This is a genomic window from Streptomyces lanatus, assembly GCF_014655715.1.
In the GTDB taxonomy this organism is placed as follows: Bacteria; Actinomycetota; Actinomycetes; order Streptomycetales; family Streptomycetaceae; genus Streptomyces; species Streptomyces lanatus.
In genome coordinates this window covers 560,043-584,140 of the sequence record NZ_BNBM01000002.1, presented here as the reverse complement: position 1 = coordinate 584,140, position 24,098 = coordinate 560,043, and the positions used below count along the sequence as shown (strand labels likewise).

General features: G+C 71.4%; 23 protein-coding genes. 9 read left to right on the top strand and 14 right to left on the bottom strand.

Annotated features, from left to right (window positions below; all coding sequences use genetic code 11):
- Positions 1 to 29: 29 nt before the first annotated feature.
- Positions 30 to 1,826 carry a TIGR03767 family metallophosphoesterase gene (locus IE325_RS07765; protein ID WP_190068969.1) on the bottom strand — a complete coding sequence of 599 codons (1,797 nt, stop codon included), beginning with the start codon at positions 1,824 to 1,826 and terminating at the stop codon, positions 30 to 32.
- A gap of 264 nt (positions 1,827 to 2,090) precedes the next feature.
- Entirely contained in the window at positions 2,091 to 2,738 is a 648-nt protein-coding gene (locus IE325_RS07760) for a response regulator transcription factor (protein ID WP_190068968.1), read from the bottom strand.
- A 309-nt stretch (positions 2,739 to 3,047) separates the two neighbouring features.
- Between IE325_RS07760 and IE325_RS07755 the strand changes: the two genes are divergently transcribed.
- From IE325_RS07755 to IE325_RS07720, 8 genes are read left to right on the top strand one after another with little or no spacing between them, the layout of a single operon-like run.
- Positions 3,048 to 3,329: a hypothetical protein gene (locus IE325_RS07755; protein ID WP_190068967.1), complete on the top strand. Its 282-nt coding sequence runs from the start codon at positions 3,048 to 3,050 to the stop codon at positions 3,327 to 3,329.
- 48 nt (positions 3,330 to 3,377) lie between these two features.
- Positions 3,378 to 3,920 (top strand): stage II sporulation protein M, encoded by a 543-nt coding sequence (locus tag IE325_RS07750; RefSeq protein ID WP_190068966.1) that lies wholly within the window; start codon positions 3,378 to 3,380, stop codon positions 3,918 to 3,920.
- Positions 3,905 to 4,621: a hypothetical protein gene (locus IE325_RS07745; protein WP_190068965.1), complete on the top strand. Its 717-nt coding sequence runs from the start codon at positions 3,905 to 3,907 to the stop codon at positions 4,619 to 4,621. Before IE325_RS07750 ends, IE325_RS07745 begins: the two co-directional genes overlap by 16 nt.
- A gap of 49 nt (positions 4,622 to 4,670) precedes the next feature.
- Positions 4,671 to 5,189 carry a hypothetical protein gene (locus IE325_RS07740; RefSeq protein WP_190068964.1) on the top strand — a complete coding sequence of 173 codons (519 nt, stop codon included), beginning with the start codon at positions 4,671 to 4,673 and terminating at the stop codon, positions 5,187 to 5,189.
- Complete coding sequence (locus IE325_RS07735) at positions 5,186 to 6,940, top strand: hypothetical protein (RefSeq protein ID WP_190068963.1); 1,755 nt, start codon at positions 5,186 to 5,188, stop codon at positions 6,938 to 6,940. The genes IE325_RS07740 and IE325_RS07735 overlap by 4 nt, the downstream gene beginning before the upstream one ends.
- Positions 6,937 to 7,560, top strand: a complete 624-nt coding sequence (locus IE325_RS07730; protein ID WP_190068962.1) for an ABC transporter ATP-binding protein — start codon at positions 6,937 to 6,939, stop codon at positions 7,558 to 7,560. Before IE325_RS07735 ends, IE325_RS07730 begins: the two co-directional genes overlap by 4 nt.
- Positions 7,557 to 8,525 carry an ABC transporter ATP-binding protein gene (locus IE325_RS07725; RefSeq protein WP_229911702.1) on the top strand — a complete coding sequence of 323 codons (969 nt, stop codon included), beginning with the start codon at positions 7,557 to 7,559 and terminating at the stop codon, positions 8,523 to 8,525. The genes IE325_RS07730 and IE325_RS07725 overlap by 4 nt, the downstream gene beginning before the upstream one ends.
- The gene (locus IE325_RS07720; protein ID WP_190068960.1) at positions 8,518 to 9,264 is read left to right on the top strand and encodes an ABC transporter permease; all 747 of its coding nucleotides are present in this window, start codon (positions 8,518 to 8,520) and stop codon (positions 9,262 to 9,264) included. The genes IE325_RS07725 and IE325_RS07720 overlap by 8 nt, the downstream gene beginning before the upstream one ends.
- A 103-nt stretch (positions 9,265 to 9,367) precedes the next feature.
- On the opposite strand, the gene IE325_RS07715 is transcribed toward IE325_RS07720, so the two are convergent.
- Complete coding sequence (locus IE325_RS07715; protein ID WP_190068959.1) at positions 9,368 to 10,426, bottom strand: putative endonuclease domain-containing protein; 1,059 nt, start codon at positions 10,424 to 10,426, stop codon at positions 9,368 to 9,370.
- 207 nt (positions 10,427 to 10,633) lie between these two features.
- Positions 10,634 to 13,219, bottom strand: coding sequence for an aminopeptidase N (pepN, locus tag IE325_RS07710; protein WP_190068958.1), 2,586 nt, complete (start codon positions 13,217 to 13,219; stop codon positions 10,634 to 10,636).
- A gap of 147 nt (positions 13,220 to 13,366) precedes the next feature.
- Here pepN and IE325_RS07705 point away from each other — a divergent pair, with 147 nt between their 5' ends.
- Positions 13,367 to 14,005: a mycothiol-dependent nitroreductase Rv2466c family protein gene (locus tag IE325_RS07705; RefSeq protein WP_190068957.1), complete on the top strand. Its 639-nt coding sequence runs from the start codon at positions 13,367 to 13,369 to the stop codon at positions 14,003 to 14,005.
- Position 14,006: 1 nt separating this feature from the next.
- Here the strand turns inward: IE325_RS07705 and IE325_RS07700 are convergent, their stop codons facing one another.
- The 10 genes from IE325_RS07700 to IE325_RS07655 all read right to left on the bottom strand — a co-directional run bounded on the left by IE325_RS07700 (position 14,007) and on the right by IE325_RS07655 (position 23,999).
- Positions 14,007 to 14,237 carry a hypothetical protein gene (locus tag IE325_RS07700; protein WP_229911701.1) on the bottom strand — a complete coding sequence of 77 codons (231 nt, stop codon included), beginning with the start codon at positions 14,235 to 14,237 and terminating at the stop codon, positions 14,007 to 14,009.
- A complete protein-coding gene (locus IE325_RS07695) occupies positions 14,237 to 15,289 on the bottom strand; it encodes a glycerophosphodiester phosphodiesterase family protein (RefSeq protein WP_190068955.1) in 1,053 nt (350 codons plus the stop codon). The genes IE325_RS07700 and IE325_RS07695 overlap by 1 nt, the downstream gene beginning before the upstream one ends.
- A 26-nt stretch (positions 15,290 to 15,315) precedes the next feature.
- Positions 15,316 to 16,737, bottom strand: a complete 1,422-nt coding sequence (locus tag IE325_RS07690; protein ID WP_190068954.1) for an FGGY-family carbohydrate kinase — start codon at positions 16,735 to 16,737, stop codon at positions 15,316 to 15,318.
- A 150-nt stretch (positions 16,738 to 16,887) separates the two neighbouring features.
- The gene (locus IE325_RS07685) at positions 16,888 to 17,916 is read right to left on the bottom strand and encodes a 2-hydroxyacid dehydrogenase (protein ID WP_190068953.1); all 1,029 of its coding nucleotides are present in this window, start codon (positions 17,914 to 17,916) and stop codon (positions 16,888 to 16,890) included.
- Complete coding sequence (locus tag IE325_RS07680; protein WP_190068952.1) at positions 17,913 to 18,995, bottom strand: ABC transporter ATP-binding protein; 1,083 nt, start codon at positions 18,993 to 18,995, stop codon at positions 17,913 to 17,915. The genes IE325_RS07685 and IE325_RS07680 overlap by 4 nt, the downstream gene beginning before the upstream one ends.
- Positions 18,973 to 19,797: a DeoR/GlpR family DNA-binding transcription regulator gene (locus IE325_RS07675; RefSeq protein WP_190068951.1), complete on the bottom strand. Its 825-nt coding sequence runs from the start codon at positions 19,795 to 19,797 to the stop codon at positions 18,973 to 18,975. The genes IE325_RS07680 and IE325_RS07675 overlap by 23 nt, the downstream gene beginning before the upstream one ends.
- On the bottom strand, positions 19,790 to 20,875 hold the full coding sequence (locus tag IE325_RS07670; RefSeq protein ID WP_190068950.1) for an ABC transporter ATP-binding protein: 1,086 nt from the start codon (positions 20,873 to 20,875) through the stop codon (positions 19,790 to 19,792). The genes IE325_RS07675 and IE325_RS07670 overlap by 8 nt, the downstream gene beginning before the upstream one ends.
- A complete protein-coding gene (locus IE325_RS07665) occupies positions 20,872 to 21,702 on the bottom strand; it encodes a carbohydrate ABC transporter permease (protein WP_190068949.1) in 831 nt (276 codons plus the stop codon). The genes IE325_RS07670 and IE325_RS07665 overlap by 4 nt, the downstream gene beginning before the upstream one ends.
- Positions 21,699 to 22,574, bottom strand: coding sequence for a carbohydrate ABC transporter permease (locus IE325_RS07660; RefSeq protein WP_190068948.1), 876 nt, complete (start codon positions 22,572 to 22,574; stop codon positions 21,699 to 21,701). Before IE325_RS07660 ends, IE325_RS07665 begins: the two co-directional genes overlap by 4 nt.
- Positions 22,575 to 22,577: 3 nt before the next feature.
- On the bottom strand, positions 22,578 to 23,999 hold the full coding sequence (locus tag IE325_RS07655; protein ID WP_190068947.1) for an ABC transporter substrate-binding protein: 1,422 nt from the start codon (positions 23,997 to 23,999) through the stop codon (positions 22,578 to 22,580).
- Between the last annotated feature and the right edge of the window lie 99 nt (positions 24,000 to 24,098).

The window sequence follows — 24,098 nt, the reverse complement described above, 5'->3', positions numbered from 1 at the left end:
TGAGGCGCTGTACGGCAGTTGAGCGGGTTTCAGCCCTTCTTGAGCACCAGCTCCGTGTTGCGGTCCTTGCGGTCGCCGCCCAGCTTCGTGCTGGCGCCGGGCGCGTTCAGGGACAGCTCGCGATAGAGCGCGGCCAGGCCCGTCTGGGAGAGGTCGGTGAAGCTGGTGCGGTGCGGGGCGGAGGACTCGATCAGGGTGGTGAACAGGGAGAGCGTGCCGTCCTTGTTGTCCACCACCTCGATGATCCGGGCGAGTTGGGGGAAGTCGACGTGGGAGGCGGTGGAGATCTCCCAGAAGGCGTGGCCGCCGGAGCCGGTGTGCGGGGTGACGACGTTCTTGTGGATGTGGCCGTTCACCCAGGCCAGCACGTTGCGGTGGCTGCCGAGCAGCTGGAGCACCTCGGCACCGCCGACGCGCCGGTCGCCGGGGTGGGCCGGGTCGCGGCGCAGGTTGTCCATGGTCTCGCTGGTGTGATGGCTGAAGACGATCGCGTACGAGTCCTTGTTGTCCCGCAGCGTCTTGTCCAGCCACTTGAACTGGGCCGCCCCGATGGACCCTTCGTAGTGGCCGCCCGGGTCGGTGGTGTCGAGGCTGATGCCGATGACGTCGTCGGCGATGCGGAAGCTGTAGTACTGGGTGCCGGCGGCGAGGTTGGCCGTCGAGTAGCCGTGGCCGACCGGGCCGTGGCCGCGCACTGCCGGGTCCAGGTGGGCCTGGAGGTACTCCTTCGGCGTGAACGGGGCGCGGCTCTCGTCCGGCGTGACCGAGCGCATCGAGCGGGCGTGGGCCTTGAGGAAGTCCTTGAAGACGGTGCCCCTCGGGTCTTTGTCCTGCTTGAGGGAGTCCTGGAGCTTCTTGGCGTCCGCGGCCGACACGTTCATCAGCTTCTTGCCGCCGACCGCGAGGTCGGTGAGGTAGGAGTCGGCGTGCGAGGCGTAGGTGCCGAGCGGCATCGCGTCGTGGTTGCCGACCGTCGAGTACCACGGGATGTTCAGGCCGGGGCTGCGCAGCTCGCGGATCGCGGCGGCGAGGTAGCCCTCGATGTGCGGGAAGCCGAGCTGCTTGTCGGCGTCGCGGACGGTGTCGTCGGCCTGCCAGTACTGCTTGAGGCCGCTGTTCTGGACGCCCTCGTAGCGCCGCGGGTCACCGGTGTTGGGGGTGACGCGGCCACCGCTCATCACCTTCAGGAACCACTCCAGCTCGGACTTGCAGTTGTTGTCCGTGTTGTCGCCGGTGGTCATGGCGAAGTGCAGCGGGGCGCCGGTGACGGGGCCGCCCCGCAGTGCGTTGACCCGCTCGACCAGCGCGATGGCGCCGGGCACGGTCAGCGCCTCGTGCGGGCGCCAGGCGTGCACATCGGTGGAGCGCAGGTACTCCAGACGGAGCGGGTGCTGGGCGTCGATCAGATGCAGATCGGTGAGCTGCACGAAGGCGGCGAGCGCCGTACGCCGGCTCTCGCGCCCCGACTTGGCCGCCGCCAGGTTCTCCCGCACGACCCGCTTCCAGCCGGGCCCGTCGCCGAGCCTGCGGTAGCCGCCGCTGCCCTGCGGGGTGGCGACGCTCGCGACGGTGGTGCCGCGGGTGTATGGCGCGAGGGCGGCCGGCACCTTGCGGGAGGCGCCGACCGGTGCCTCCGCGGCGGCGGCGTCCGGCGCGGCCTGGGCGGCGCTGCCGGGTGCGGCCTGGGTGGTCGTGGCGGCCTCACTCTCCGTGGGCCGCAGGGCGTAGCCGACGCCCGCGGAGAGGGTCACCGCTCCGGTGGCGGCGAGCAGGGTACGGCGGTGGACCCCCAGCGCGGAGCTGGCGACAGAGCGTATGCGCGACATGGCGCGATCTCCCCGAGTGCGAACGCGTCGGCAGTGGTCGCGGGGCGATCGCGGATGCGAACATCCCGCTCACTGTGGATCGTTGGCACCGGGAGTGACCTGCGCATGAACATGACTGCAACGCGCAGCGCCGATCACCGTACGTGGATCTTGGACTACCTTCCGCGTCCACGGCCGCTCCTCGAACGGCCGGGAGGCGGTCACTCAGTGTTCATCTTTCGGGGTAGTGCAGCTATTCCGGGGCGCTCCAGGCGGGGACAGGACCTAGGCGGCGGAAACCTCGATCCCGTGGGCGAACAGGGCCGCCCGGACGCGGTTGTCGACGCCGCACTTGGCGTACACGGCGCTGATGTACGACTTGACGGTGCACGCGCTGAGGCCGATGCGGCGCCCGATCTGCTGGTTCGTCAGGCCTTCGCCGAGCAGGGCCAGAACCTCGCGTTCCCGCAGGGACAGAGGCACCGTGCCGGGTGCCTCCCGTGTGTCGCCGCGGGAGACGGTGACACCGGTGTGCTGGATCCAGCTGGCGGGCAGCACCGCGGCGCCCGAGGCGAGGGTGTGCACGGCGTGCCGCAGGGCGCGGGTGTCGGCGTCTTCGGGGAGGTAGCCGGAGGCGCCCGGGGGCAGGGCGACGGCCGAGGGGTGCGTGAGGGCGGTCGCGCCGAGCAGGGCGACGGAGACATGGGGCAGTGCGCCGTTCCGGCCGGCACCGAGGAGGCGTTCGATGCCGGGGAGCGACGTGGCGGCCAGGGCGACCGAGCCCGGCCGTGTCCGTGCCCACGCGAGCACTCCGTCGGCGTCGCTGTGGCTGGCGACGTCGAACTCCTCGTTGTCCATCAGGGATTGTGCGATTCCTCTGCGGATCAGCGGATGGTGATGAGCGACCGTCACGTCGAGCATGGCTTCCCCCATGAAGTCAAGAGTTGGTCAAGAGCAAGTGGTCGCGGGTCAACATACCCCATAGATCACACACGGAATGATCACTGATTTATCCGCGCAAAACCGATGAATCTTCGCCTGGTTGTCCAGGTTTGTCGCCGTTACTCCCGGACAGTGGCCGAACGGCCCGGTCAACAGGCGGTACACCGCTTCATCGAATCATCGCAAGATCATCACTGGCCCTCGCGCTGTCGCGGGGCCCGGACCGGACGTGCCCGCCCCGCGCCAATCGGGGCGGGCACGCGTCCGATCGTAGTGAATCGATCTGAAGGAAAACCTGACATGAACCGCTCGGCCTCGCGCCGTCCCCTGTCCACCGTCGCTGTCGCGGCCACCGTCTTCGGCGCCTTCATGGTCGCCGCGACCGCCACCCCGTTCTTCCTGAAGAACACTCTCAACATGAGCAAGGAGTCCGCCTCCACCGTCTACCAGTCGATCATGGCGGGCATGGACGTGGCCTCCGCCGTCGGCCTGGTCACCGGTGGTCTCGCCATCGGCTCCATCGTGATCTGGGGCATCAAGAAGGCCATCAAGGCGGGCGGCAAGAAGGCCGCCATCGCCTGACCCGCGGTGTAGTGCGTCCGCCGGTGGCACTAGGAGACCCAGAGGCAGATGGAGACGACGACCGCGCTCTTCCGGCGGCAGTGGCCCGCCGTGGTGAGCGGTGCGCTGCTGTGGCTGGCCGCGTTCGGGATCGGCTGGTGGTACGCGCCCACCGACCCGACCGGTGTGAGCCGCGCCCACCAACAGCCCGGCTGGGACCTGTTCTCGGAGATCCTCACACGCAACCTCGGCGTCTCCGCGGCCCTCTTCCTGGGCGCCGTCACGCTGGGCGTGATGACGATTCCGCTCACGCTGGTGACCGGCACGATCGCCGGTTACCACTGGGGCCAGGGCAGTCAGGTCCTCGGCACGGGGGAGGTCGTACGGCATGTGCTGCCGCACATGCCGCTGGAGCTGGCCTGCCTCGCGCTGGCCGCGGCGGCCGGCCTGGTGCCGCTGGTGAGGTGGGCGCGGGCCGGGCTCGGACGGCGGCCCGTCCAGGAAGCGGGCGGGCCGGGCCGGTTCGGATTCCGGGACGCCTGTCTGCTGTGGGGCGTGTCGTTGGCAGGACTGATCGTGGCGGCTGGAGTGGAGACATGGGTGAGTACATGACGGCGAGGACGCACGGCGCGGCCGGGGCTTCGGAGGAGACGGCGTACGCCTTGAGGTTCCCCGTCGACGACGCCCCGGAGCTTGCGGCCCACACGGACAGTGACCCGGACGTCGCGTCGCCCCGTACCCTCGTCGACGGCCTGACGAGCAGACGAGGACACGCCTTCGGGATCGCCGTCCTCGTCCTTGCGACCGCCGCCTTCAGCGTGCCGCTGTGGGACGTCATACGCGCACAGGTCGAGGAACGGGTCGGCGGCGCTCCCGACGGGGCGATCGGCGTCGGCGCCGCCATCGCATGGTGCACCGGTCTCCTGGCCAACGTCCTGACGCTCGGTCTCCTCGGCGTCCTCGTCGGCGCGCTCGGCGCGGTCGCCGCGCGTCATCTCCCGCTGCCCGGTTCCGCCGTCCGCCCCACCGCGCGGCCCGACGACTTCACCCGGGTACGGCGGGCGTTCACCCTCGGCTGGGCCGCCTTCGTCCTCGCCAAGCTGATCGCCTGGACCGTCGCGGGACTCGCCCTGGGCAGAGACGTCGCGCGGGCCGTGCCCGCGGTGACCCACCTCGACGGCTGGCTCCTCCTGCTGCCCGCCGTCCTGCTGTGCGCGGGGCGTGCCGTCGGGTACGCGTGGCCGCGCGCCGCGGCGGTCGCCGTGGCGGTCACCGCCGCCTACGCCACCGCCCTGTGGCTCACGCCTTCCTGACCCCGACCTCCACCACCCCGCACGCACCGCCGTACCACTCCGGAGAACCATGCTGCACCGCCTCCTCTTCGCCACCTTGGCCAACCCCCGGCTCATCCGCTTCGCGCTGCGCTGCTGGACCGTGATCGTGGAGGGGATCGCCCGCCCCGGAGTGCGGATCACCGGCGGTGTCCTCGCCGCCGCGGCAGGCGCGTGCGCGGTGGGCTACTTCGCCGCCTTCCGGGCCACGAGCGGTGCGACGCGCCGGGCCGTGGCGGCCTCCGACGACCTTCGGGGCGATCCGGGCGACGTGATGGAGGTCCTGCACCTGCTCAGCGTCGTCTGGCTGATCAGCGGAGTCGTCCTGCTGGCCCTCGGGCTGCTCGTCGCCCTGGCCCGCTGGGGCAGCGTCCTGATGATCGCCGGCGGAGCGCTGTGGTGGGCGCCGCTCGGCATCCTCGGCCTGTATCTGCCGTCCGCGACCGCGCCCAAGCTGCTCGCCGCGGTGTTCGTGGCCCTGGTCGTACCCGCCACCGTGCTCTGCCCCGCCCAGCGGTTCGGTGGAGCACGTGCCGGTGCGGCGACATGACGGCGCCGCCTCGCGGGACCGCGGCCGGCCGTTTCTGGATCCGGACCGTGCACGCCCTGTGGCTCGCCGACGTCCGGCGCCGACTCAACCTCCTGACCGGCGCGGGCCCGGAGGCACACCGGCGGCGGCGTACCGCCCGTGCCGTCGTCGCGTGCGGCGCGGCAGCGGTCCTCGGCACCCTCGTCGTCCTCGGCCGCACCCTCGGCACCCTGGTGCCTCCGGGTCCCGGACTCCGTACCGACCTCGCCACCTGGACCTGGACGCCGGTCGTCCTGGCGTTCCTGGCCCAGACCCTGAGTGCCGAACCGGCGAAGGCACGCGCCCTGGTGCGGCCACCCGACGAGGACGTGCTGCGTACTCTGCCGGTCTCCCGCGCCCAGTTGGTGACCGCCCGGCTCGTGATCCCGGCCGCCGGGGTCGCCGTGGGACTCCTGACCGCCGCCGCCGCGGTCGCCGTGCCGTGGCTCATGGCCGGCGCGGAGGGACGCCGTGCGCTGCCGGTGCTACTGGTGCACGCCCTGGGCGTGGCCGTGAGCGGCGTCGCGTTGCGCGTGACGCTGGTGACGGCCTTCATGGTGCGGGCGGTGCGCGTCCCGCATCTGCCGCGCCTGGTGGTCGCGGCTGTGGTCGGCGGTCTCATCGGTGTCGTCGCCTCACCCGTCGCGCGGGCGCTCGCGCGCGGCGGCGGGCCCTCCGAGGCGGAGCTGACACGGATCGTCGGGGACGCCGTCACCGCCTCCCGCCCCGCGATGTGGACCGAGCTGCACCGGCCCGGGACGATCGGCTGGGTGGCCACCGCGTACGCCGCCGTCACCGTCCTTCTGGGCACCTGTGCCGTGCTGCGTGTGCGCGCCACCGTACGCCGCGACGCCCACCCGAGCCCCGGCGACCGACTCCTGGCCCCGTCGCCGGGCGGTCGCCGGACGCCGTGGCCGTCGTCGCCTTACCGAGCGGTGTGGCGCCTGACGTGGCTCCGGCTGCTGCGTGGGCATCCGCAGACCGTCGGCGGGCTCGCGCGGCTCCAGCGGTGGAGCGTGCTCCTCGGGGCGGTGTGCCTGGGCCTGGTGCTGACGGCGGGTCAGCCGGTGTGGCGGCTGCCGTTCACCGCCGTCGCGGCTCTGTTCGTGGCCATCGCCCTGATCACCACCGGCGAAGTGGCACAGGTCTGCGGTATCGAGGCCGACCGGGACTGCTGGGACGCCCTGCGCCAGTCACCGCGCCCGACGGGCGCCTGGGTGGCGGCGAAGGTCACGGCCGCCGCCGTCGCGGTCGGTGCGGTGACCGCGCCCCTCTGCCTGGGCGCGGCGGCGCTGTGCGGCATCGCGGGCGCGGCGGCCTGGGCGAGGACCGTACTCGCCGTGGGCGTCGTGTCGCTCGGCGCGGGGTGCGCCACGGTCCTGACGTACTTCTGCGTCCCGCGCCCCGAGGCCTTCTCCGACGGACGGGTCACCCGGGCCCCCGCGGCGGACGTTACGGAGGGTGTGTTCGTCGCGCTGTTCACCGTGCCGGTCACCGCGGGCGCCGGGCTGAGCGCGGCACTCGCCGACGGCACGGTCGAGACGCCGGCGCACTGCGCGCTGCTCGCCGCCTCGCTCGCCGCCGGGTATGCGGTCCTGCGCGTGGTGGCCGGGCGCGACCTGCCCGCCGCCGGACCGGGGTCCGCCGCCCACCTGCCGCACGACACCCCCGCCGCACCCTCGGACCGCCGACCGCGGCCCACCCGCCAGCAGAAAGCCGGAACACCACAGTGATCGACATCGAAGACCTCGTCGTCCGCCGCGGCACGACGGAGGTCCTGAGCGGCTTCAGCGCCCGCGTCGCGCCGGGGGAGTCGGTCCGCGTCGCCGGTCCGAACGGCAGCGGCAAGAGCACCCTGCTCCGGGTGCTCGCCGGGCTCACGGCCCCCGACTCCGGCCGCGTCACGATCGGCGGCCGCCCGCCCGCCGACCCGGCGGTGCGCTCCGTGCGCGGCTATGTGCAGGAGCCACCGCCGCTGTACGAACACCTCACGACCGGCGAGCAGATGGAGTTCACGGCCGGGGTGTGGGGCGTCCGCCCGCAGGAGATACGGGAACGCGCCGACGCCCTCGGACTGGCCGAGCGGCTCGACGTGCTGGTCGGTGATCTCTCGCTCGGACAGCGCAAGAAGCTCGGCCACGTCTGCGCGACCGCGCACGAGCCGCGGCTCATCCTGCTCGACGAGCCGTTCAACGGCCTGGACGCCGCCGCCGAGGACGCGGTCCGTGCCGACCTCGCCCGATGGCGCTCCGATGGCCGCACGCTGGTGATCGTGTCCCACTCCGACGCCTCGGTCGCCGGCCTGGTGGACCGCACGCTCATGACCCGCGCCCGCACGGAGACCGACGCGTGATCGAGGTACGGGAACTGGTCAAGACCTACGCCGGCCGCCGCGTCCTGGACGGACTGTCGTTCACGGCCGGGCCGGGCCGCGTCACCGCCTTCCTGGGACCCAACGGCGCGGGGAAGAGCACCACCCTGCGGATGATCCTGGGCCTCGGCACCCCAGACGCGGGCAGCGCCCGGGTGCGCGGTGTGCCGTACGCGGAGCTGCGCGCACCTCTGCACACGGTCGGCGCGCTGCTCGACGCGTCGGCCTGCCACCCCGCGCGCAGCCCACGCGCCCACCTGTCCTGGCTCGCCCGCACCCACCGCATCGACCCGGCGCGGGTGAACCGGGTCCTCGCCCTGGTGGGGCTCGAATCCGCCGCCCGCCGTCCCGTCCGCGGCTTCTCGCTCGGCATGCGGCAGCGGCTCGGCATCGCGGTCGCGCTGCTCGGGGACCCCGAGATCCTGCTGCTCGACGAACCGATGAACGGCCTGGACCCGGAGGGCATCCAGTGGCTGCGCGGGCTGCTGCGCGCACTCGCCGACGAGGGCCGCACCGTCCTGGTGTCCAGCCACCTCATGCAGGAGATGGCCGTCACCGCCGACCACGTCCTGGTGATCGGCCGCGGCCGGGTGCTCGCCGACGGCGCCCTGACATCCCTGGTGAGCGCGGCGGCGGATCCGCCGGCCGTCCGGATCGTCACGCCCCGGCTCGAACCGCTGGCGCACGCCCTGCGCGAGAAGGGCGCCGAGGTGACGTACGGCGACGGGCCGGGGGAGGCGACCGTGACGGGCCTGACCGGCGCGCACATCGGGGACATCGCCGCCCGGCACGGCTGGAGCGTGCACGAACTGACGCCGGTGCGCCCGTCCCTGGAGGAGGCCTACCTGCGCCTGACGGCGACGGCCGCGGAGTACCGGGCGACGGCACCCGAGGCGCTCGCCGCCCACCACGGCGACGCCCGGAAGGAGACCGCCTGTCATGCGTGACCTGCTCGCCGCCGAGTGGATCAAACTCCGCACCGTGCGCTCCACCTGGGTCCTGCTCGCGGTCGGCTGCACGCTCACGGTCGCCGTCGGTGTGCTGTTCTGCGCGCTGATCGGCCCCGAGTTCCGCGCCGCGGACCCCGTACGGCAGCGTGAACTCGACCCGGTGGGGCTGCCGTTCACCGGCCTGCAGATCGGCCAGGTACCCCTGGTCGTGCTCGCGGTGCTGGCCGTCGGCAACGAGTACGGCACCGGAATGATCCGCACCACCCTCGCCGCCGTACCCCGCCGGGGCAGGCTCCTGGCGGCCAAGCTGGCGCTGCTCGGCCTGACCGGCCTGGGCTGGGGGCTGCTCAGCGGTGCCGCCGCGCTGGCCGCCGGAAGCGGTGCGCTCGGTGCGGCACCCCCCGCCGGGGAGGCGCTGCGAGCGGTCGGCGGGGCCGGTCTGTACGCCGCCCTGCTCGCGGTCCTCGCCGGTGCGTTCACCGTGCTGACGCGACGTTCGCTGACCGCGCTCGGCGTGCTGCTTCCGCTGCTCTTCGTCGTCTCCGGGATCCTCGCCGCGACTCCCCGGCTGCGGTCCCTGGCGCGCCTGCTGCCCGACCGGGCCGGGCTGCGCCTGACGCAGACGCACCAGGACGTCGGCGACCTGTCGCCGCTGGCGGGCGGCGGTGTGATGCTGCTCTGGGCGGTGGCGGCGATCGTGGCGGCCCGGACGGCCCTGCGTCGTCAGGAGGTGTGACGCCCGACGCCGAGTGCGCACCGCGGCGACGAGGAGGGGCCGCCCGGCGCATCCGGCCCGGCGGCCCCTCCTCTCCCCTCCTGATGCTGCGCGCGGTCCGTCACTACCGCGGCAGCACCACGACATACGCGGCCGGTTCCCGGTCCGCCGCCGCCATCAGGGCCGTACGGACCACGGCCGCCTGCTGCTCCACCGCGTCCCGGAGCTTCTTCGGGGTGATGTGGACGACGGTGATGCCGAGCCGCTCCAGGTGTTCGCGCTTGCGGGCGTACTCGGACCACAGGGCGTCGTCGTCGTGCCGGTCGCCCTGGCGGGGTGCGCGGGTGTCGAGTTCCACCGCCACCGACTGCTCCGGCCAGTACGCGTCGAGGCCGCCGAGGTGGGGGCCGCCCGGCAGTCGCAGGTCCACGTTCCAGACCGGGTCGGGCAGGCCGTACTCGTGGACCATCGCGTACAGCCGGTCCTCCGCGATCGCGCGGCCCTCGGCGAGCAGGGAGTCCACCGCGTCCACCACATGCGGGCGGGACAGGAGCTTCGCCTGGGTCAACTCCCTTACCACCGACGCTGGTTCGCAGTGCCCGGCGCGTACGGCCTCGGTCAGCAGACGGCGTACGGCGCTCGCATCCGTGAGTTCGGCGACCGCGTCGGCCAGGGCGCGCGGGACCGGTGCCACCGGGAGGCCGGTCACCTGCTGGGGGGTGGGGAGCGCGGGGGCGCGCAGGATGCGGGCGCAGCCGGTGGAGCGCAGTCGGCGCATTCGGGGGACCAGGACGTCGATGGTGTCCAGGGCGGTCAGCGGGGGAGTCGCCGAGAAGCCGTGCAGGGTCAGGGCCGCCAGACCCGTGATCATCGCCTCGGCGTAGGGGCTGCGCTGTTCGCTCGTGTTCGGCTGGGACGGCACGCCGGGCGAGCGCTCCCGGGACGCGTACATCAGCACCGCGTGGAGGCGTTCCTCGCTGGTCGGCGGGCCGGGGTGGAGCAGGAAGACGCCGGGGAGGATCTGCTGCCAGGGGCCGCCGGGCCGCCGGCACTGCTCGTTCATCTCGGCCGGTGAGACACCGTGCGACTTCAGCTGAGCGGTCGTCATGACGCGCCGGTGGACCTGGGAGAGGTGGCGCAGCGGGCGGGGGGAGAGGGGGGAGAGCGGGGTGTTGTGGTTCATGACCCGGAGGTTTCCGTGTCAGATCGGCCCGCTAACCGCTGTTACAGGCCCGTCGACAAAAACGGATAACCCGGCACTAAAGGACGGGTGTTCGGATGCCGAAGGGGCGGCGAAACCCCTGGTCCGATCGGGTGGGACCAGGGGTTACGGCTGCTATTGCCTGAATTCCGTAACGGTCACGCAGGCCATGACCGTTGGCCAAAGGTCTTAGTCGGTTGACGCCGCCGCGTCACACGCCTGCCCCCGCAGCCCCCGCGCCAGATCGTCCCGCGCCTCCAGCACCAGCCGCCGCAGCGCCGGAGCCGCGTCCTCGTGCGCCGCGAGCCACGCGTCCGTCGCCTCCAGCGTGCCCTGCGACTGCTGGAGCCCCGGGAACAGGCCCCGGACCACGTCCATGCCGATCTGGATGGACCGCTCGGCCCACACCCGCTCGATCGCCGCGAAGTACTTCTCGGCGTACGGCGCCAGCAGTTCACGCTGCGAGGGCTGGCCCCAGCCCGCGATCGTCGCCTCCACCAGCGCGTTGGAGAGGGCGTCCGACTCCACCACCTGCGCCCACGCCTGCGCCTTCACCGCCGCTGAGGGCCGGGCCGCCAGGCAGCGCACCTGGTGCCGCTTGCCGGACGCGGTGTCGTCCCGGGCCAGCTCGGCGGCCAGCTCCTTCTCACCGGCGACGCCGTGCGTGGCCAGCGTGTCCAGGAACGCCCAGCGCAGCTCCTGGTCGACATCGAGACCGTCCACCGACGCCGTGCCGTCGAGCAGGCCCGTCAGCAGCGGCAGGCCCGAGTCGTCGGTCACCCGCGCGAAGAACCTGGCCCACGCCAGCTGGTGCTCGCTGCCCGCCTCGGCGCCGTGCAGCTCGTCCGACGCGCCCTGCGTGAGCAGCCGGGAACCCTGCTCCCGCCACCCGGGCGCCGCGTAGTTCGTCAGCGCCGACTCCGCCCACGCCTGGAGCATCTGCAGCACACCGATGTCGGACTCGCGGCCCGCGAACCGCAGCACCAGGTCGATGAACTCCCGCGCCGGCAGCAGCGCGTCCCGCGTCATGTTCCACAGCGCCGTCCAGCACAGGGCACGCGCCAGCGGGTCGGCCATGTCGCCGAGCGAGGCCCGCAGCGTCGCCAGCGAGGTGTCGTCGAAGCGGGTCTTGCAGAACGTCAGATCGTCGTCGTTGACCAGCACCAGCTCGGGCGCCTCGGCGCCCACGAGGTCGGTCACGACGGTGCGCGGTCCGTCCACGTCCACCTCGGCACGCGCGTACCGCTCCAGCGTCCCGGCCCCGCCCCGCCGGTACAGGCCCACCGCCACCCGGTGCGGGCGCAGCTCGGGGTGCGACTCTGCGGCCTCCTGCACCACCGCCAGCTCGCTCACCCGGCCCTCGCCGTCCAGCAGCACCTGCGGCGTCAGCGAGTTCACGCCCGCCGTCTGCAGCCAGGACCGCGCCCACGCGCCCATGTCCCGGCCACTGGTCTCCTCCAGCACCGACAGCAGGTCCCCCAGCCGCGTGTTGCCGTACGCGTGCCGCTTGAAGTAGCGCCGCGCGCCCTCAAGGAACGCGTCCTGGCCGACGTACGCCACCAGTTGCTTCAGTACGGACGCGCCCTTGGCGTAGGTGATGCCGTCGAAGTTGAGCTTGGCGTCCTGCAGATCGCGGATGTCCGCCGTGATGGGGTGCGTGGAGGGCAGCTGGTCGGCGCGGTACGCCCAGGTCTTGCGGCGGTTGGCGAAGGTGATCCAGGCGTCCTTGAAGCGGGTCGCGCCGACATTGGCGAACGTGCCCATGAAGTCCGCGAAGGACTCCTTCAGCCACAGGTCGTCCCACCACACCATGGTGACCAGGTCGCCGAACCACATGTGCGCCATCTCGTGCAGGATGACGTTCGCCCGGCCCTCGTACGACGCCCGCGTCACCTTGCCCCGGAAGATGAACTCCTCCCGGAAGGTCACCATCCCCGGGTTCTCCATCGCGCCCAGGTTGTACTCGGGCACGAACGCCTGGTCGTACTTGCCGAAGGGGTACGGGTAGTCGAAGTGGTCGTGGAAGAAGTCCAGGCCCTGCTTGGTGACCAGGAAGACGTCGTCGACGTCGAAGTAGGGCGCCAGGCCCTTGCGGCACATCGCGCCGAGCGGGATCTCCAGCTTCGTACCATCGGCGAACGTGCGGGAGTACGAGTCCGTGGCGTAGTGGTACGGGCCCGCCACCACACAGGTGATGTACGTCGAGATCGGCTTCGTCTCCGCGAACCTCCAGGTGCCGTCCGCGAGTTCACCGGCGCCGTTGCTCCACACCGTCCACCCCTCCGGCGCCCGCACCTCGAAGCGGAACGGTGCCTTGAGGTCGGGCTGCTCGAAGTTGGCGAAGACCCGGCGGGAGTCGGCCGGCTCGTACTGCGTGTAGAGGTAGACCTCGCCGTCCTCGGGGTCGACGAAGCGGTGCAGGCCCTCGCCCGTGCGGGAGTAGGCGCACCGGGCGTCGACGACCAGCTCGTTGTCGGCGGCCAGGTCCTCCAGGGTGATCCGCGAGCCGTCGAAGACCTCGCTCGGGTCGAGGTCCTTGCCGTTGAGGGAGAGCGCCGTCACGCTCGGCGCGATCAGGTCCGCGAAGGTCGTCGCGCCCGGCTCGTTGCAGCGGAAGCGGATCGTGGTCACCGAGCGGAAGGTGCGCGGCCCGCCGTCGTCGGAGTCGTTCCCGCCGAGCGCGGAACGGACGTCGAGGGACACGTCGTACCCGTCGACGGACAGCAGGGCGGCCCGCTCGCGGGCCTCGTCGCGGGACAGGTTCTCACCGGGCACGGAAGGCACTCCCTCGGGTGGTGTTCAGTATGCGGACAGGCCGATCCTGCCATGTGCCCCTGACCCGCGGCACCGGGGAATGGCCGGGCGGGCAGCGGTGTTCCCCCAGAGGTTCAGCTGAGACCTGCTTGCCTCATGAGGAGAGACATGTCGGACAAGACCCCCGTCGACTTCTGGTTCGACCCGCTGTGCCCCTGGGCCTGGATGACCTCCCGCTGGGTGCTGGAGGTCGAGAAGGTCCGTGACATCGAGGTCCGCTGGCATCTGATGAGCCTCGCCGTCCTCAACGAGGACAAGCTGGACGACCTCCCCGAGGAGTACCGCGAGCTCCTGGAGACCAAGGCGTGGGGCCCGGTCCGGGTCGTCATAGCGGCGCAGGAGGAGCACGGCGCCGAGGTGCTCGGCGACCTCTACACCGCGCTCGGCACCCGCATCCACAACCAGGGCGAGGGCCCCGGCAAGGAGACCGTCGCCGCCGCCCTGAAGGACGTGGGCCTGCCCGACTCCCTCATGGACCACTGGGACGGCACCGCGTACGAGCCGCAGCTGCGCGCCTCCCACAAGGAGGGCATCGACAAGGTCGGCCAGGAGGTCGGCACCCCGGTGATCGCCGTCCCCGGCGCCGACGGCGAGCAGATCGCCTTCTTCGGCCCGGTCGTCACCCCCGCCCCCAAGGGCGAGGACGCCGCCAGGCTCTGGGACGGCACCCTCGCCGTGGCCTCCGTGCCGGGCTTCTACGAGATCAAGCGGACCCGGACGAAGGGCCCGGACTTCAGCAACCTGTAGGTCACTCGCCGGCCGCCGCCTCCTCCTTGACGAAGCTCTCGGGGAGGCGGTCGCGGTCGCTCAGGCGCCCGGCGCGGAAATAGGTCAGACAGCCGGCGGCGGTACAGCGCCAGAGGTCGTCCACATAGTGGCTCTCCCCCCTCTTGGCACGGACCGCCGCCTTCTCGTCGTCGTCGAGTTTCCGGAACTCCTGCATCGTGCCGCAGGTCGGGCAGGCCCGGCTTCGCGTCATCAACCCCTCCTAGCCATCACCGCCAGATCGGGGAAGTCGGTCACCACGGCGTCGACTCCCATCCCGTAGTACAGCGCGTACTCCGCGAACGCGTCCCCGAAATCGTTCGCTCCGTCACCCCTCCGGAACTGAGCCGCCAGGAACTGGTTCTCCGCCCGGAAGGTGTACGGCCCCACCCGCAGCCCCGCCGCATGCGCGTCCGCGAGGAGCGGCGTCCCGACGAGCGAGGCCTTGTCCGGCCCGATCCAGTCCGCGTACCGGGCGATCCGCGCCAGCCCCGCCGGCGTCATCATGTCCTTGTACGTCGTCGGATCCCCGGCCGAGACCAGGTCGTACGGCCCGCCCGTGGTCCCCAGCGCCTGCCACAGCGGCACGCCCAGATCCGTCATGCGTCCAAGGCTCGTCGGCTCGAAGGACTGCACGACGCATTCGCGCGGGCCCAGCCGGTTGCGGCGGATCGCCCGCGCCAGCTCCGGCTCCAGCGGCAGACCGAGGGAGCGGAAGTACGTCGGATGCTTGGTCTCGGGGAAGACGGCGATCGTCCGGCCGTACGCCTTCGAGAGCTTCCGTGCGAGGTCCACGACCTCCTGGAAGGTGAGGATCCGATCCCGGCCGTCGAAGACCGTGTTGCGGTTGCGGACCAGCGGCAGCCGCTCCACCGCGCGCAGCGTCTTCAGCTCCGCCAGCGTGAAGTCCTCGGTGAACCAGCCGGTCACCGCCCGCCCGTCCACCGTCTTCGTCGTACGGCGGCCCGCGAACTCCGGGTGCGCCGCCACGTCCGTCGTCTGCGAGATCTCGTTCTCGTGCCGGACCACCAGGACATGGTCCTTCGTCGGCACGAGATCCGGCTCGATCCAGTCGGCGCCGGTCTGCACGGCGTAGGTGTACGAGGCCGCCGTGTGCTCGGGACGCCAGCCGGCGGCGCCGCGATGGCCGATGACGAGGGGGGTGCGATGGGATGGGGCGGACTGTTCGGCCGCGTGTGCGGTGACGGCCGTGGCGGCGGGGGCCGCGGCGGCCGCCAGGAGGAGGGAACGGCGTCTGACGTGCATGTGACTCCCTTGTCTCGTCGGGTCGTTCACGTGCGAGCGCGGTGCCTCGCCTGAGCCAGCCGGGCCAGATGGTCGTCGTAGGCGTCGCGGTAGTACGCCGCCCGGGCCGCGTCCGGCTCCACGACCGCCGTCGGCTCGGTCCACGCCGCCACGTCCAGGTCGACCCCGAACCGCTCCGCCGCCGCCAGCACCGCGCCCCGCGCCCCCACCTCACCCTCGACGACCCTCAGCGGACGGCCCAGGACATCCGCGAGCAGCCGCATCCAGGCGGGGCTGCGGGTGCCGCCGCCGCACACCGCGAGGGTGCCGGTCAGCCCCGCCGCCTCCAGACAGTGCCGGGCCGCGAAGCCGATGCCCTCGCAGGTGGCGCGGATCAGATCGGCCTTCGTGGACTCCAGGGAGACACCGGTGAGTTCGGCGCGCAGCCGCGGCTCGACGAAGGGGGCCCGCTCGCCCGAGGGGGCGAAGTACGGCAGCACGCGGACTCCGTTCGCGCCGGGCGGCGTCTCGGCGAGCAGGGCGTCGACCTCGTCATGGTGGACGCCGGTCGTGGACAGCACCCAGTCCAGGGCCGCCGTGCCGACCATCGCCGGCATCGCGCGCAGCCAGTGGCCGGGACGGTCCGTGGAGATGTACAGGCCGGCCGCCTCGCCCTTCAGATCCAGGTCCGTCGTGGCGACCAGGCTGGCCAGACAGGTACCGACGATCAGCAGACCGTCGCCGGGCGCGGTCACGCCCGTGCCGAGCGCGCAGGAGGGGAGGTCGTACGGGCCGTTCGCGATGCGGGTGCCTGGGGGTAGGCCCTCGTGTGCCTCGGCCGTCGTGATCGGATCGCCGATCGGCGGGAGGAGACCGCGGCGATGCGTGAGGCCCAGCAGCTCCACGACCCGGTTGTCGTAGGTTCGGGTACGCGGGTCGAGGAACGGCATCGACGCGTCCGAGACGTCTGTGGTGACCGGGGCGCCGGTCAGCCTGCGGAACACCATGTCCTTGCAGTAGAGCGCCGTGGCCGCGGCGTCCAGAGACGCGGGCTCATAGCGGTCGAACCAGGCGAGCAGCGGGCCCGGACACCCGGGGAACATCGCGCTTCCGGTACGGCGGAACACCGTCTCGAACGTGCCGTCCGCCAGCCACTGGTCGAGCAGCTCGTGCGCCCGGCCGTCCATCCAGGAGGCGGCGGGACGGACGGGGCGGCCGTCCTTGTCGACCAGCCAGACGCCGTCGCCCTGGCCGGTTAGGCCCGCCAGGTCCACCGGGTGGGGGATGCGGGAGGTCAGGGCGTTCAGTACCTCTAGGACTGCTGTGTACACCTCCTCCATGTCCTGCTCTACGTGACCTGTGTGCAGGGAGAGCGCCACCGGGTGTGCTTCTACGGCCAGTTCGCGGCCGGTGTCGTCGAACGCGGCGGCTTTTACCGTGGAGGTGCCCACGTCGATGCCGATGTACATTCCAACCCACCTCTTCGGCTTGGTCGGCTGTGCGGTGCCTTTTGCGGCTGGGGTGCCGAATGTTTGGCTCTTTCGCCTCCGGGGCGCCACATGCCGGTGTCGTCGGACCAGTGCGGTTGGTGGGCCCCGACCCGGCGTTGTGCGGGTCGCTCACGTCAGGCAGTGCGCCAAGGGCTCGCCCCGTGCCCAGCGGGCCACCTCCGCCGCCGCGATCGCCGCCGCCTTCTCCGCCACCGCGCGCGACGCCCCGCCCAGGTGTGGGGTCAGGACCACCCGGTCGGTGAGCGCGTGCAGGCGGGAGGCCGGGGGCAGCGGTTCCTGTACGTAGGTGTCCAGGGCCGCCGCCGAGACCTGGCCGTTCTCCAAGGCCTCGCACAGGGCGTCCTCGTCCAGCAGCGCGCCTCGGGCGGCGTTCACCACCACCGCGCCGGACGGCAGCAGCCCCAGCTCCCGGGCGCCGATCAGCCCCCGGGTCTCGGGGGTCAGCCGGGCGTGCAGGGTGATCACCCGCGAGGATCGCAGGAGTTCGTCCAGGGACGCGACGCGCAGGCCGTGGATCTCGCCCTTGACGTAGGGGTCGTACACCATCACCCGCGCCCCGAACGCGCAGAGCACCCGAGCGACCCGGCTGCCCACCGCCCCGTAGCCGACCAGCCCGACCGGGAGGTCCTCCAGCTCCAGGCCGCTGTGCTCGTAGGTGTAGTACGTCGCCCCCTCCCAGCTGCCGTGCCGGGCCAGCGGCTCATGGGCCTGCGGGATGCGGCGCAGCGCCGACAGCATCAGACCGACGGTGAACTCGGCGGTGGCGGCGGCGTTTCGGCCCGGCGCGAAGCACACCCGCACATCGTGCCGCTTGGCCGCGTCCAGGTTGACGTTGACCGGCCCGCCCCGGCACACCACGACCAGCCTCAGCTCGGGGCAGGCGTCCAGCACCTTCTCGGTGACCGGCCCCATCTGTGTGACCAGCACCTCCGCCCCGGCGAGTGCATCGATCAGCTCGTCCTCGGCGTCGCTGGCCTCCTGCACCTCGGCCACCGGACCGAACGGCTCCAGCGGCCAGCCGAGCCTCAACTCGACGACATCGCCGGTGAGTTCGCGGGCCAGTGCCTCCTTGATGAGCGACGGCAGGATGAAGTGGTCGCCGGCGGCCACCACGCGCACTCGTTTCCCGTTGGTCATCGCAGAGAGTCTCCCGTCTCGGCGTCGAAGACATGGGTGAGGTCGGGGTCGGCCGTGATGTGGACCTGGTCGTCGTGGGCGAGGCGGGTCTCGGGGGCGGTGAGGACGACCAGGGGGTTGTCGACGCCGTCGAGGGCGAGGGTCGCGATGCCGGACTCCAGGAGGGGTTCGTGGGCGATGACCCGGGCCGTGAGGTTGCCGTCCTCGCCGGTCAGGGCGAGGTCCTCCGGGCGGATGCCGACGACCACCTCCCGGCCCGCCGCGACCGGTACCGGCAGCGCGATCCGGGCCGTGGCGGAGAGGCGGGCGTGGCCGTCGTCCGTGGCCACGCCGGGCAGGAGGTTGATCGCGGGTTCGCCGACGAAGTCCGCGACGAAGACATTGGCGGGGCTGTCGTAGATCTCGTACGGGGTGCCGAGCTGCTGGATGACGCCGTCCTTCATCACGGCGATCCGGTCGGCGAGGGAGAGGGCCTCCTCCTGGTCGTGGGTGACGAGGATGGTGGTGTGGCCCAGGTCGCGCTGGATGCGCTTGAGTTCGCGGCGGGTGGTGTCGCGCTGGGCCGCGTCCAGGTGGGAGAGGGGCTCGTCGAGGAGGAGGACGTCCGGTTCGCGGATCAGGGCGCGGGCCAGGGAGACGCGTTGCTTCTGGCCGCTGGACAGGCCGGCGGGGCGGGCGTCCAGGATGGCGGTCAGGTCGACGCGGTCGGCGATCTCCTTGACCTTGCGGTCGACGTCGCCCCGCTCGGCCCGTCTGCGTGCCTTCAGGCCGAAGGAGAGGTTCTCCGCCACGGTCAGGGGCGGATAGAGGGCGTAGTTCTCGAAGGCGACCCCGATGTTGCGCTGTTGTGCCGGGCGGGCGATCACCGAGGCGCCGTCGACCAGGATGTCCCCGCCGGTCACCGTCTCCAGGCCGGCGATCATCCGCAGGGTGGTCGACTTCCCGCAGCCCGACGGGCCGAGCAGGCCGAGCAGTTCACCGGAGCGCAGGGTCAGGTCGATGCCGCGTACGGCGTCCACGGAGGGGCGGCCCCGTACCCGGTAGGTCTTGCGCAGATCACGTAGCTCCAGCTCGGTCATCGCTGCCCTTCGTCGCCGTCGTCGTCGCGCAAACCTCGTAAGGGACCTTGTGCTCGTCCAGGTCCCGCAGCGCCTCCGCCGACGCCCCGTCGTCGACGAGGAGCAGGTCGAAGCGGGCCAGGGGGACCACCCGGTGCAGGGCGACCCGGGCGAGCTTGGTGTGGTCGATGAGCAGGATGTTGCGGGCGGCCGCGTCGAGCATGGCCCGCTTCACCGACACGATGTGCTGCTCCTGGTGGTAGGCGTAACCCCCGTGCACGGCCGACGTCGACGCGAAGCAGACGTCCACGCGCAGCTGCTCGATCGCCTCGACGCAGGACACGCCGAGGAAGGAGGAGTGCAGCGGGTCGTAGTCGCCGCCGAGGGCCATGAGGTGGATGCCGCGCTGGTCGGAGAGGAGGTTGATGGCCTCCAGGAAGTTGGTGACGACCGTGAGCGGGGTGACCTCGCCGAGGCGCAGCCTGCGCGCTATCTCCAGGGTGGAGGTGGAGTCGTCCAGCATGATCGCCATGCCGGGCTCGATCAGCTTCAGGGCGCGGTCGGCGACGGCGGCCTTCTCGGCGCGCATGGTCTTCAGCCGGTACTGCACGTTCGACTCGAAGACCCCGGAGGGCTGGGCCGTCACTCCGCCCCTGGACTTCCTTACGATCCCCTGCCGTTCGAGTTCGTCGAGGTCCCGGTGGATGGTCATCAGGCTGACCCCGAAGCGCTCGGCCAGCTCGGCGGCCGTCGCCGAACCGTCGGCGAGGACCTGCTCGGCCATGGCGGCCTGACGGGCGGCGGGGCCCTGTGCGTTAGTCATGGTCGATCCTTCGTCCTGGACGCTCCGGCCGGTCGGCCTCGAACAGCAGCAGGTTCTCAGGCCGGACCGACAGTCGTACCGGATCGTCGGGACGCAGACCGGTCGCCCCGCCGCGCGGGGCGACCAGCGACACATGCTGCTCGCCGAGCCGGACGGTGACCTCCACGGACCGGCCGAGCACCTCGGTGACATAGACGGTGCCGGTGAGTTCGTGTCCCCGGCCGTTCAGCTCGATGTCCCGTGGGCGGACGCCGACCAGGACCTCCGTGCCGGGGGCGGCGTCGGCGCGCATCGGCAGCTCGACCTTGCCGTCCGCCGAGCGGAAGCTCCCGTCGGGCGCGATTGCTCCCGGGAGGAGATTGATGCGGGGGCGCCCGAAGGCCCGCGCCACCTCCGTGTCGTGGGGCCGGTACCAGATCTCCTCCCGCGTCCCCGTCTGCACGATCCGCCCGTCCCGGATCACCCCGATCCGGTCGCCCAGCGCCAGGGCCTCCACGGAGTCGTGGGTGACGTAGAGGGTGGTCGTGCGCCGGACGGCCCCGATCGCCTTCAGTTCCGCCCGCATCTGCTGGCGCAGCTTTGCGTCCAGGTGGGACAGGGGCTCGTCGAGGAGGAAGGCCCGCGCCGGGCGGACCAGGACCCGGCCCAGGGCCACGCGCTGGCGCTGCCCGTTGGAGAGCCTGCCGACCGGGCGGTCCAACAGGGCGGAGATGCCGAGGAGTTCGGCGACCTCGCCGATCCGCTCCCGGGCCCGGTCCGCGGGGAGGCGGTGGCGTGGGGAGCGGAGCGGCGAGGCCAGGTTGTCGTACGCGGACTTGTGCGGGTAGAGGGCGTAGCTCTCGAAGCACATCGCCACGCCGCGGTCGTACGGTTCGACGCCGCGCATGTCCTCGCCGTCGAGTTCGACGGTGCCGGCGTCGGGGATCTCCAGGCCGGCGATCGTCTTCAGGGTCGTGGTCTTGCCGGCGCCGGAGGGGCCGAGGAGGCAGAAGAACTCGCCCTCCCGGACGTCCAGTTCGAGACCGTCGAGTGCGGTGACCTTGCCGTATGTCTTGCGGATGCCCGACAGCCGGATCATGACTTCACCGCCCCGAAGGACAGGCCGCGCACCAGATACCGCTGGATGGTGAGGGCCAGCAGCAGGGGCGGGACCACCGAGACGAGCGCTGCGGCGGCCGTCAGGTTGTACTTGGGGCGGTCGCCGCCCAGGAAGGACAGGGCGCCCACGGTCACGGTCTGCGCCTCGTTGGAGGTGAGGATGAGCGGGAAGACGAAGTTGTTCCAGGCGAAGATGAAGGCGAGGAGGGATACGGCCGCCACTCCCGGCTTCACCAGCGGCAGCGCCACCCGCACGAACGCCTGCTTGCGGGTGTAGCCGTCCAGCAGCGCCGCCTGCTCCAGCTCGGGGGTGAGGTCGGCGAAGTAGGACCGCATGATCCACACGATCAGCGGCAGGGTGACCAGCTGGAGCACCCACACCATGCCGACGTACGTGTCGAACAGACCGAGCTTCTGGTAGAGCACGAACAGCGGGATGATCACAGTGAGTTCGGGGGCGAACCGGAACGACAGCAGCGTGAACATCAGGTTCTCGGAGCCCTTGAACCGCCAGCGCGCCGAGGCGTACGCCGCCGGGAGCCCCACGAGCAGCGAGAGGACCACCGCGCCCACCGACACCACCAGGCTGTTGACGAAGAACCGCACGAAGGGGATGCCCTCGCTGTCGCCGAGGACCGTGCGGTAGCCGTCGAGGGTGGGGGAGAAGGAGAAGTAGGTGGAGAAGAGTTCGTTCGTCGGCTTCAGCGACAGGATCACCATCCAGGCGATCGGGAACAGCGCGAAGACGAAGTAGAGGACGAGAGCGGCATCGGCCAGCCATCCCAACAGGCGCTTCTTCACGGTCATTTCACCTCCGCCGCCTTCCGCTGGATCTTCCCCAGATGTTTCACCAGCACCATCGCGGCGAGATACACGACCGCCCACAGCACGATCGTGTAGCTGATGCCGAAGGAGTAGCGCTGGAAGCGGATCGCCTCCAGATAGGCCCGGATCTGGAGGACGACGGTCGAGTCACCCGGGCCGCCCTCCGTGAGGGCGTAGATGATGTCGAACACCTTCAGCGAGTCCATGAACCGGAAGATCACCGCCACCAGGACGTACGGCCACAGCATCGGCAGCGTGAGGCGCCGGAAGGTGTACCACCAGCCCGCCCCGTCGACGGCCGCCGCCTCGAAGGGGGAGGTGGGCAGGGAGCGCAGTCCGGCGAGGGCGAGGATCGCGACGAACGGGGTGTAGACCCAGACGTCCACCGCGATCGACGACAGCAGCGCGCCGGTCGGGGTGTCCGTCCACTGCACTCCGCCGAGGCCGAAGGGTCTGAGGAGGTAGTTCACGACTCCGACCGACGGCTGGAGCATCAGCTTCCAGATGATCGCCGCGATCACCGGTGCGATCATCAACGGCAGGATGAGGATCTTCTCCAGCACCCGCCCGACCAGCGAGGAGCGGTGCAGCAGCAGGGCCACGGCCACGCCCAGCACGGTCTCCACGGCGGCCGCCCCGACCGCGTACAGCACCGTCACCCATGCCGAGTTCCAGAACGCGTCCTGGGTGAAGACGGTCTCGTAGTTCTCGAACCGCACCATGTCCGGCTGCGGTTTGCTCGCCGAGAAGTCGAACAGCGTGTAGTAGAGGCCGAGCCCGAAGGGGTACAGGATCCCGCAGGTCAGCAGCAGTGCGGGGATGATCAGGAGGTACGGGCGCAGGGCGAGCCGCATGCCTTAGCCCACCTTGTCGGCGAGGTCGCCCGCCAGTCCGTCGAGGACGCCCTTGGCGCCCTTGCCGCCGTAGATCTCCTGGAGGGAGGCGGCCCAGCTGGTGGTGGCGTCGAAGAACTGGGCCTGCGGGGTGAACTGGATCTTCGTCTGGTCGACGACGGTCTCGAAGGTCTCGATGAAGCCCGGCAGGTGCCTCATCTTGTCCTTGTAGGCGCTGTCGTCGGCGATCGACTTCCTGACCGGGTCGATGTGGTTGTGGGTGATCGCGCTCCGGCGCAGATGCTCCTTGCCGGTCGCCCACTGCAGGAACAGCCAACTGGCGCTCTTCTTCTTGCTCTTGGCGTTCATGCCGAGCGACCAGATCCACATGTTGGTGGCGAGGGACCCGCCGGGTCCCTTGGGCCCGGGATGGAAGGCGATCTTCCCGGAGGCGGGGCTGGCGCCCTCCACGGCCTGGAAATAGGCGGCCGTGTCCGCGTCGAACAGCATCCCGGCCTTCTTCGCGCCGAGGTCGCTGGAGCACTGGTACCAGGTGTACGACGTCCAGGACGGTGGCCCGCCCTGCTTGACCATGCCCGCCCAGTCCTCGGTGAAGGCGACGGCCTCCGGGGTGTTCATGGCGGGTGTGAGCTTCCCGCCCTGGACTGTGAAGTCCTTCAGTCCGTTGCGGGCGTACATGGTCATGAAGCCGGGGTGGATGGTCGCCCAGCTCCTCGATCCCCGTACGGCGATCCCGTACATGCCGTCGAATCCGGCGCCCGGCGCCTTCTCCTTGATGGCGCCGGCGATCTCGCGCAGCTCGTCGAAGGTCTCGGCGGGCTTGAGGCCGAGCTTCTTGAAGACGTCCGTGTTGTAGGCGACGACGTTGGTCTCCCAGCCCCACGGCAGCCCGTACTGCCCGCCCTGTCCGAGCGGCGCGCCCGCCTTCAGGGACCACTGGTCGGCCTGGAGGAGGTTGGGGAAGAAGTCGGCCTGGTCCCATTCGGCGCCGGTGGCCGAGGAGTTGCGCATCCAGGGGCCGAGGTCCTCCAGCCAGCCCGGCGGCCCGTACTGCCACACCATGTACGCGCCCAGCATGAAGACGTCGTACGAGGCGCGCCCGCTCGACAGATCCACGGTGAGCTTGTCGAAGTAGTTGTCCTCGGGGAAGACGTCGTACTCGACCTTGATGCCGGTCTGCTCGGTGAACGCCTTCAGGTCGGCGATCAGGGCGTCCGTGTACGGGTGCTTGTTGAGCAGCGCCTTGACGGTGGTGCCCTTCTCGCGCTTCCAGTCGAAGGAGCCGGTGACGTCGTCCGCCGCCGAGCCGTCGCTCTTGTCGTCGTCACCGCCGAATCCGGCACCGCAGGCGGACAGGAGGGGCGTGGCGGCCAGGGCGGCGCTCAGCGCCAGGAAGCGGCGGCGGTCGTGCGCGTGCGTGTCCATCCGTGACCTCCACGTGGGGTTCGGTCAGTTGATCGGGTTAACACGGTGGGTCGACTCGTTAACAGAGGGTGGAACGGCGGAAGTTGGGCGTCAATCCCT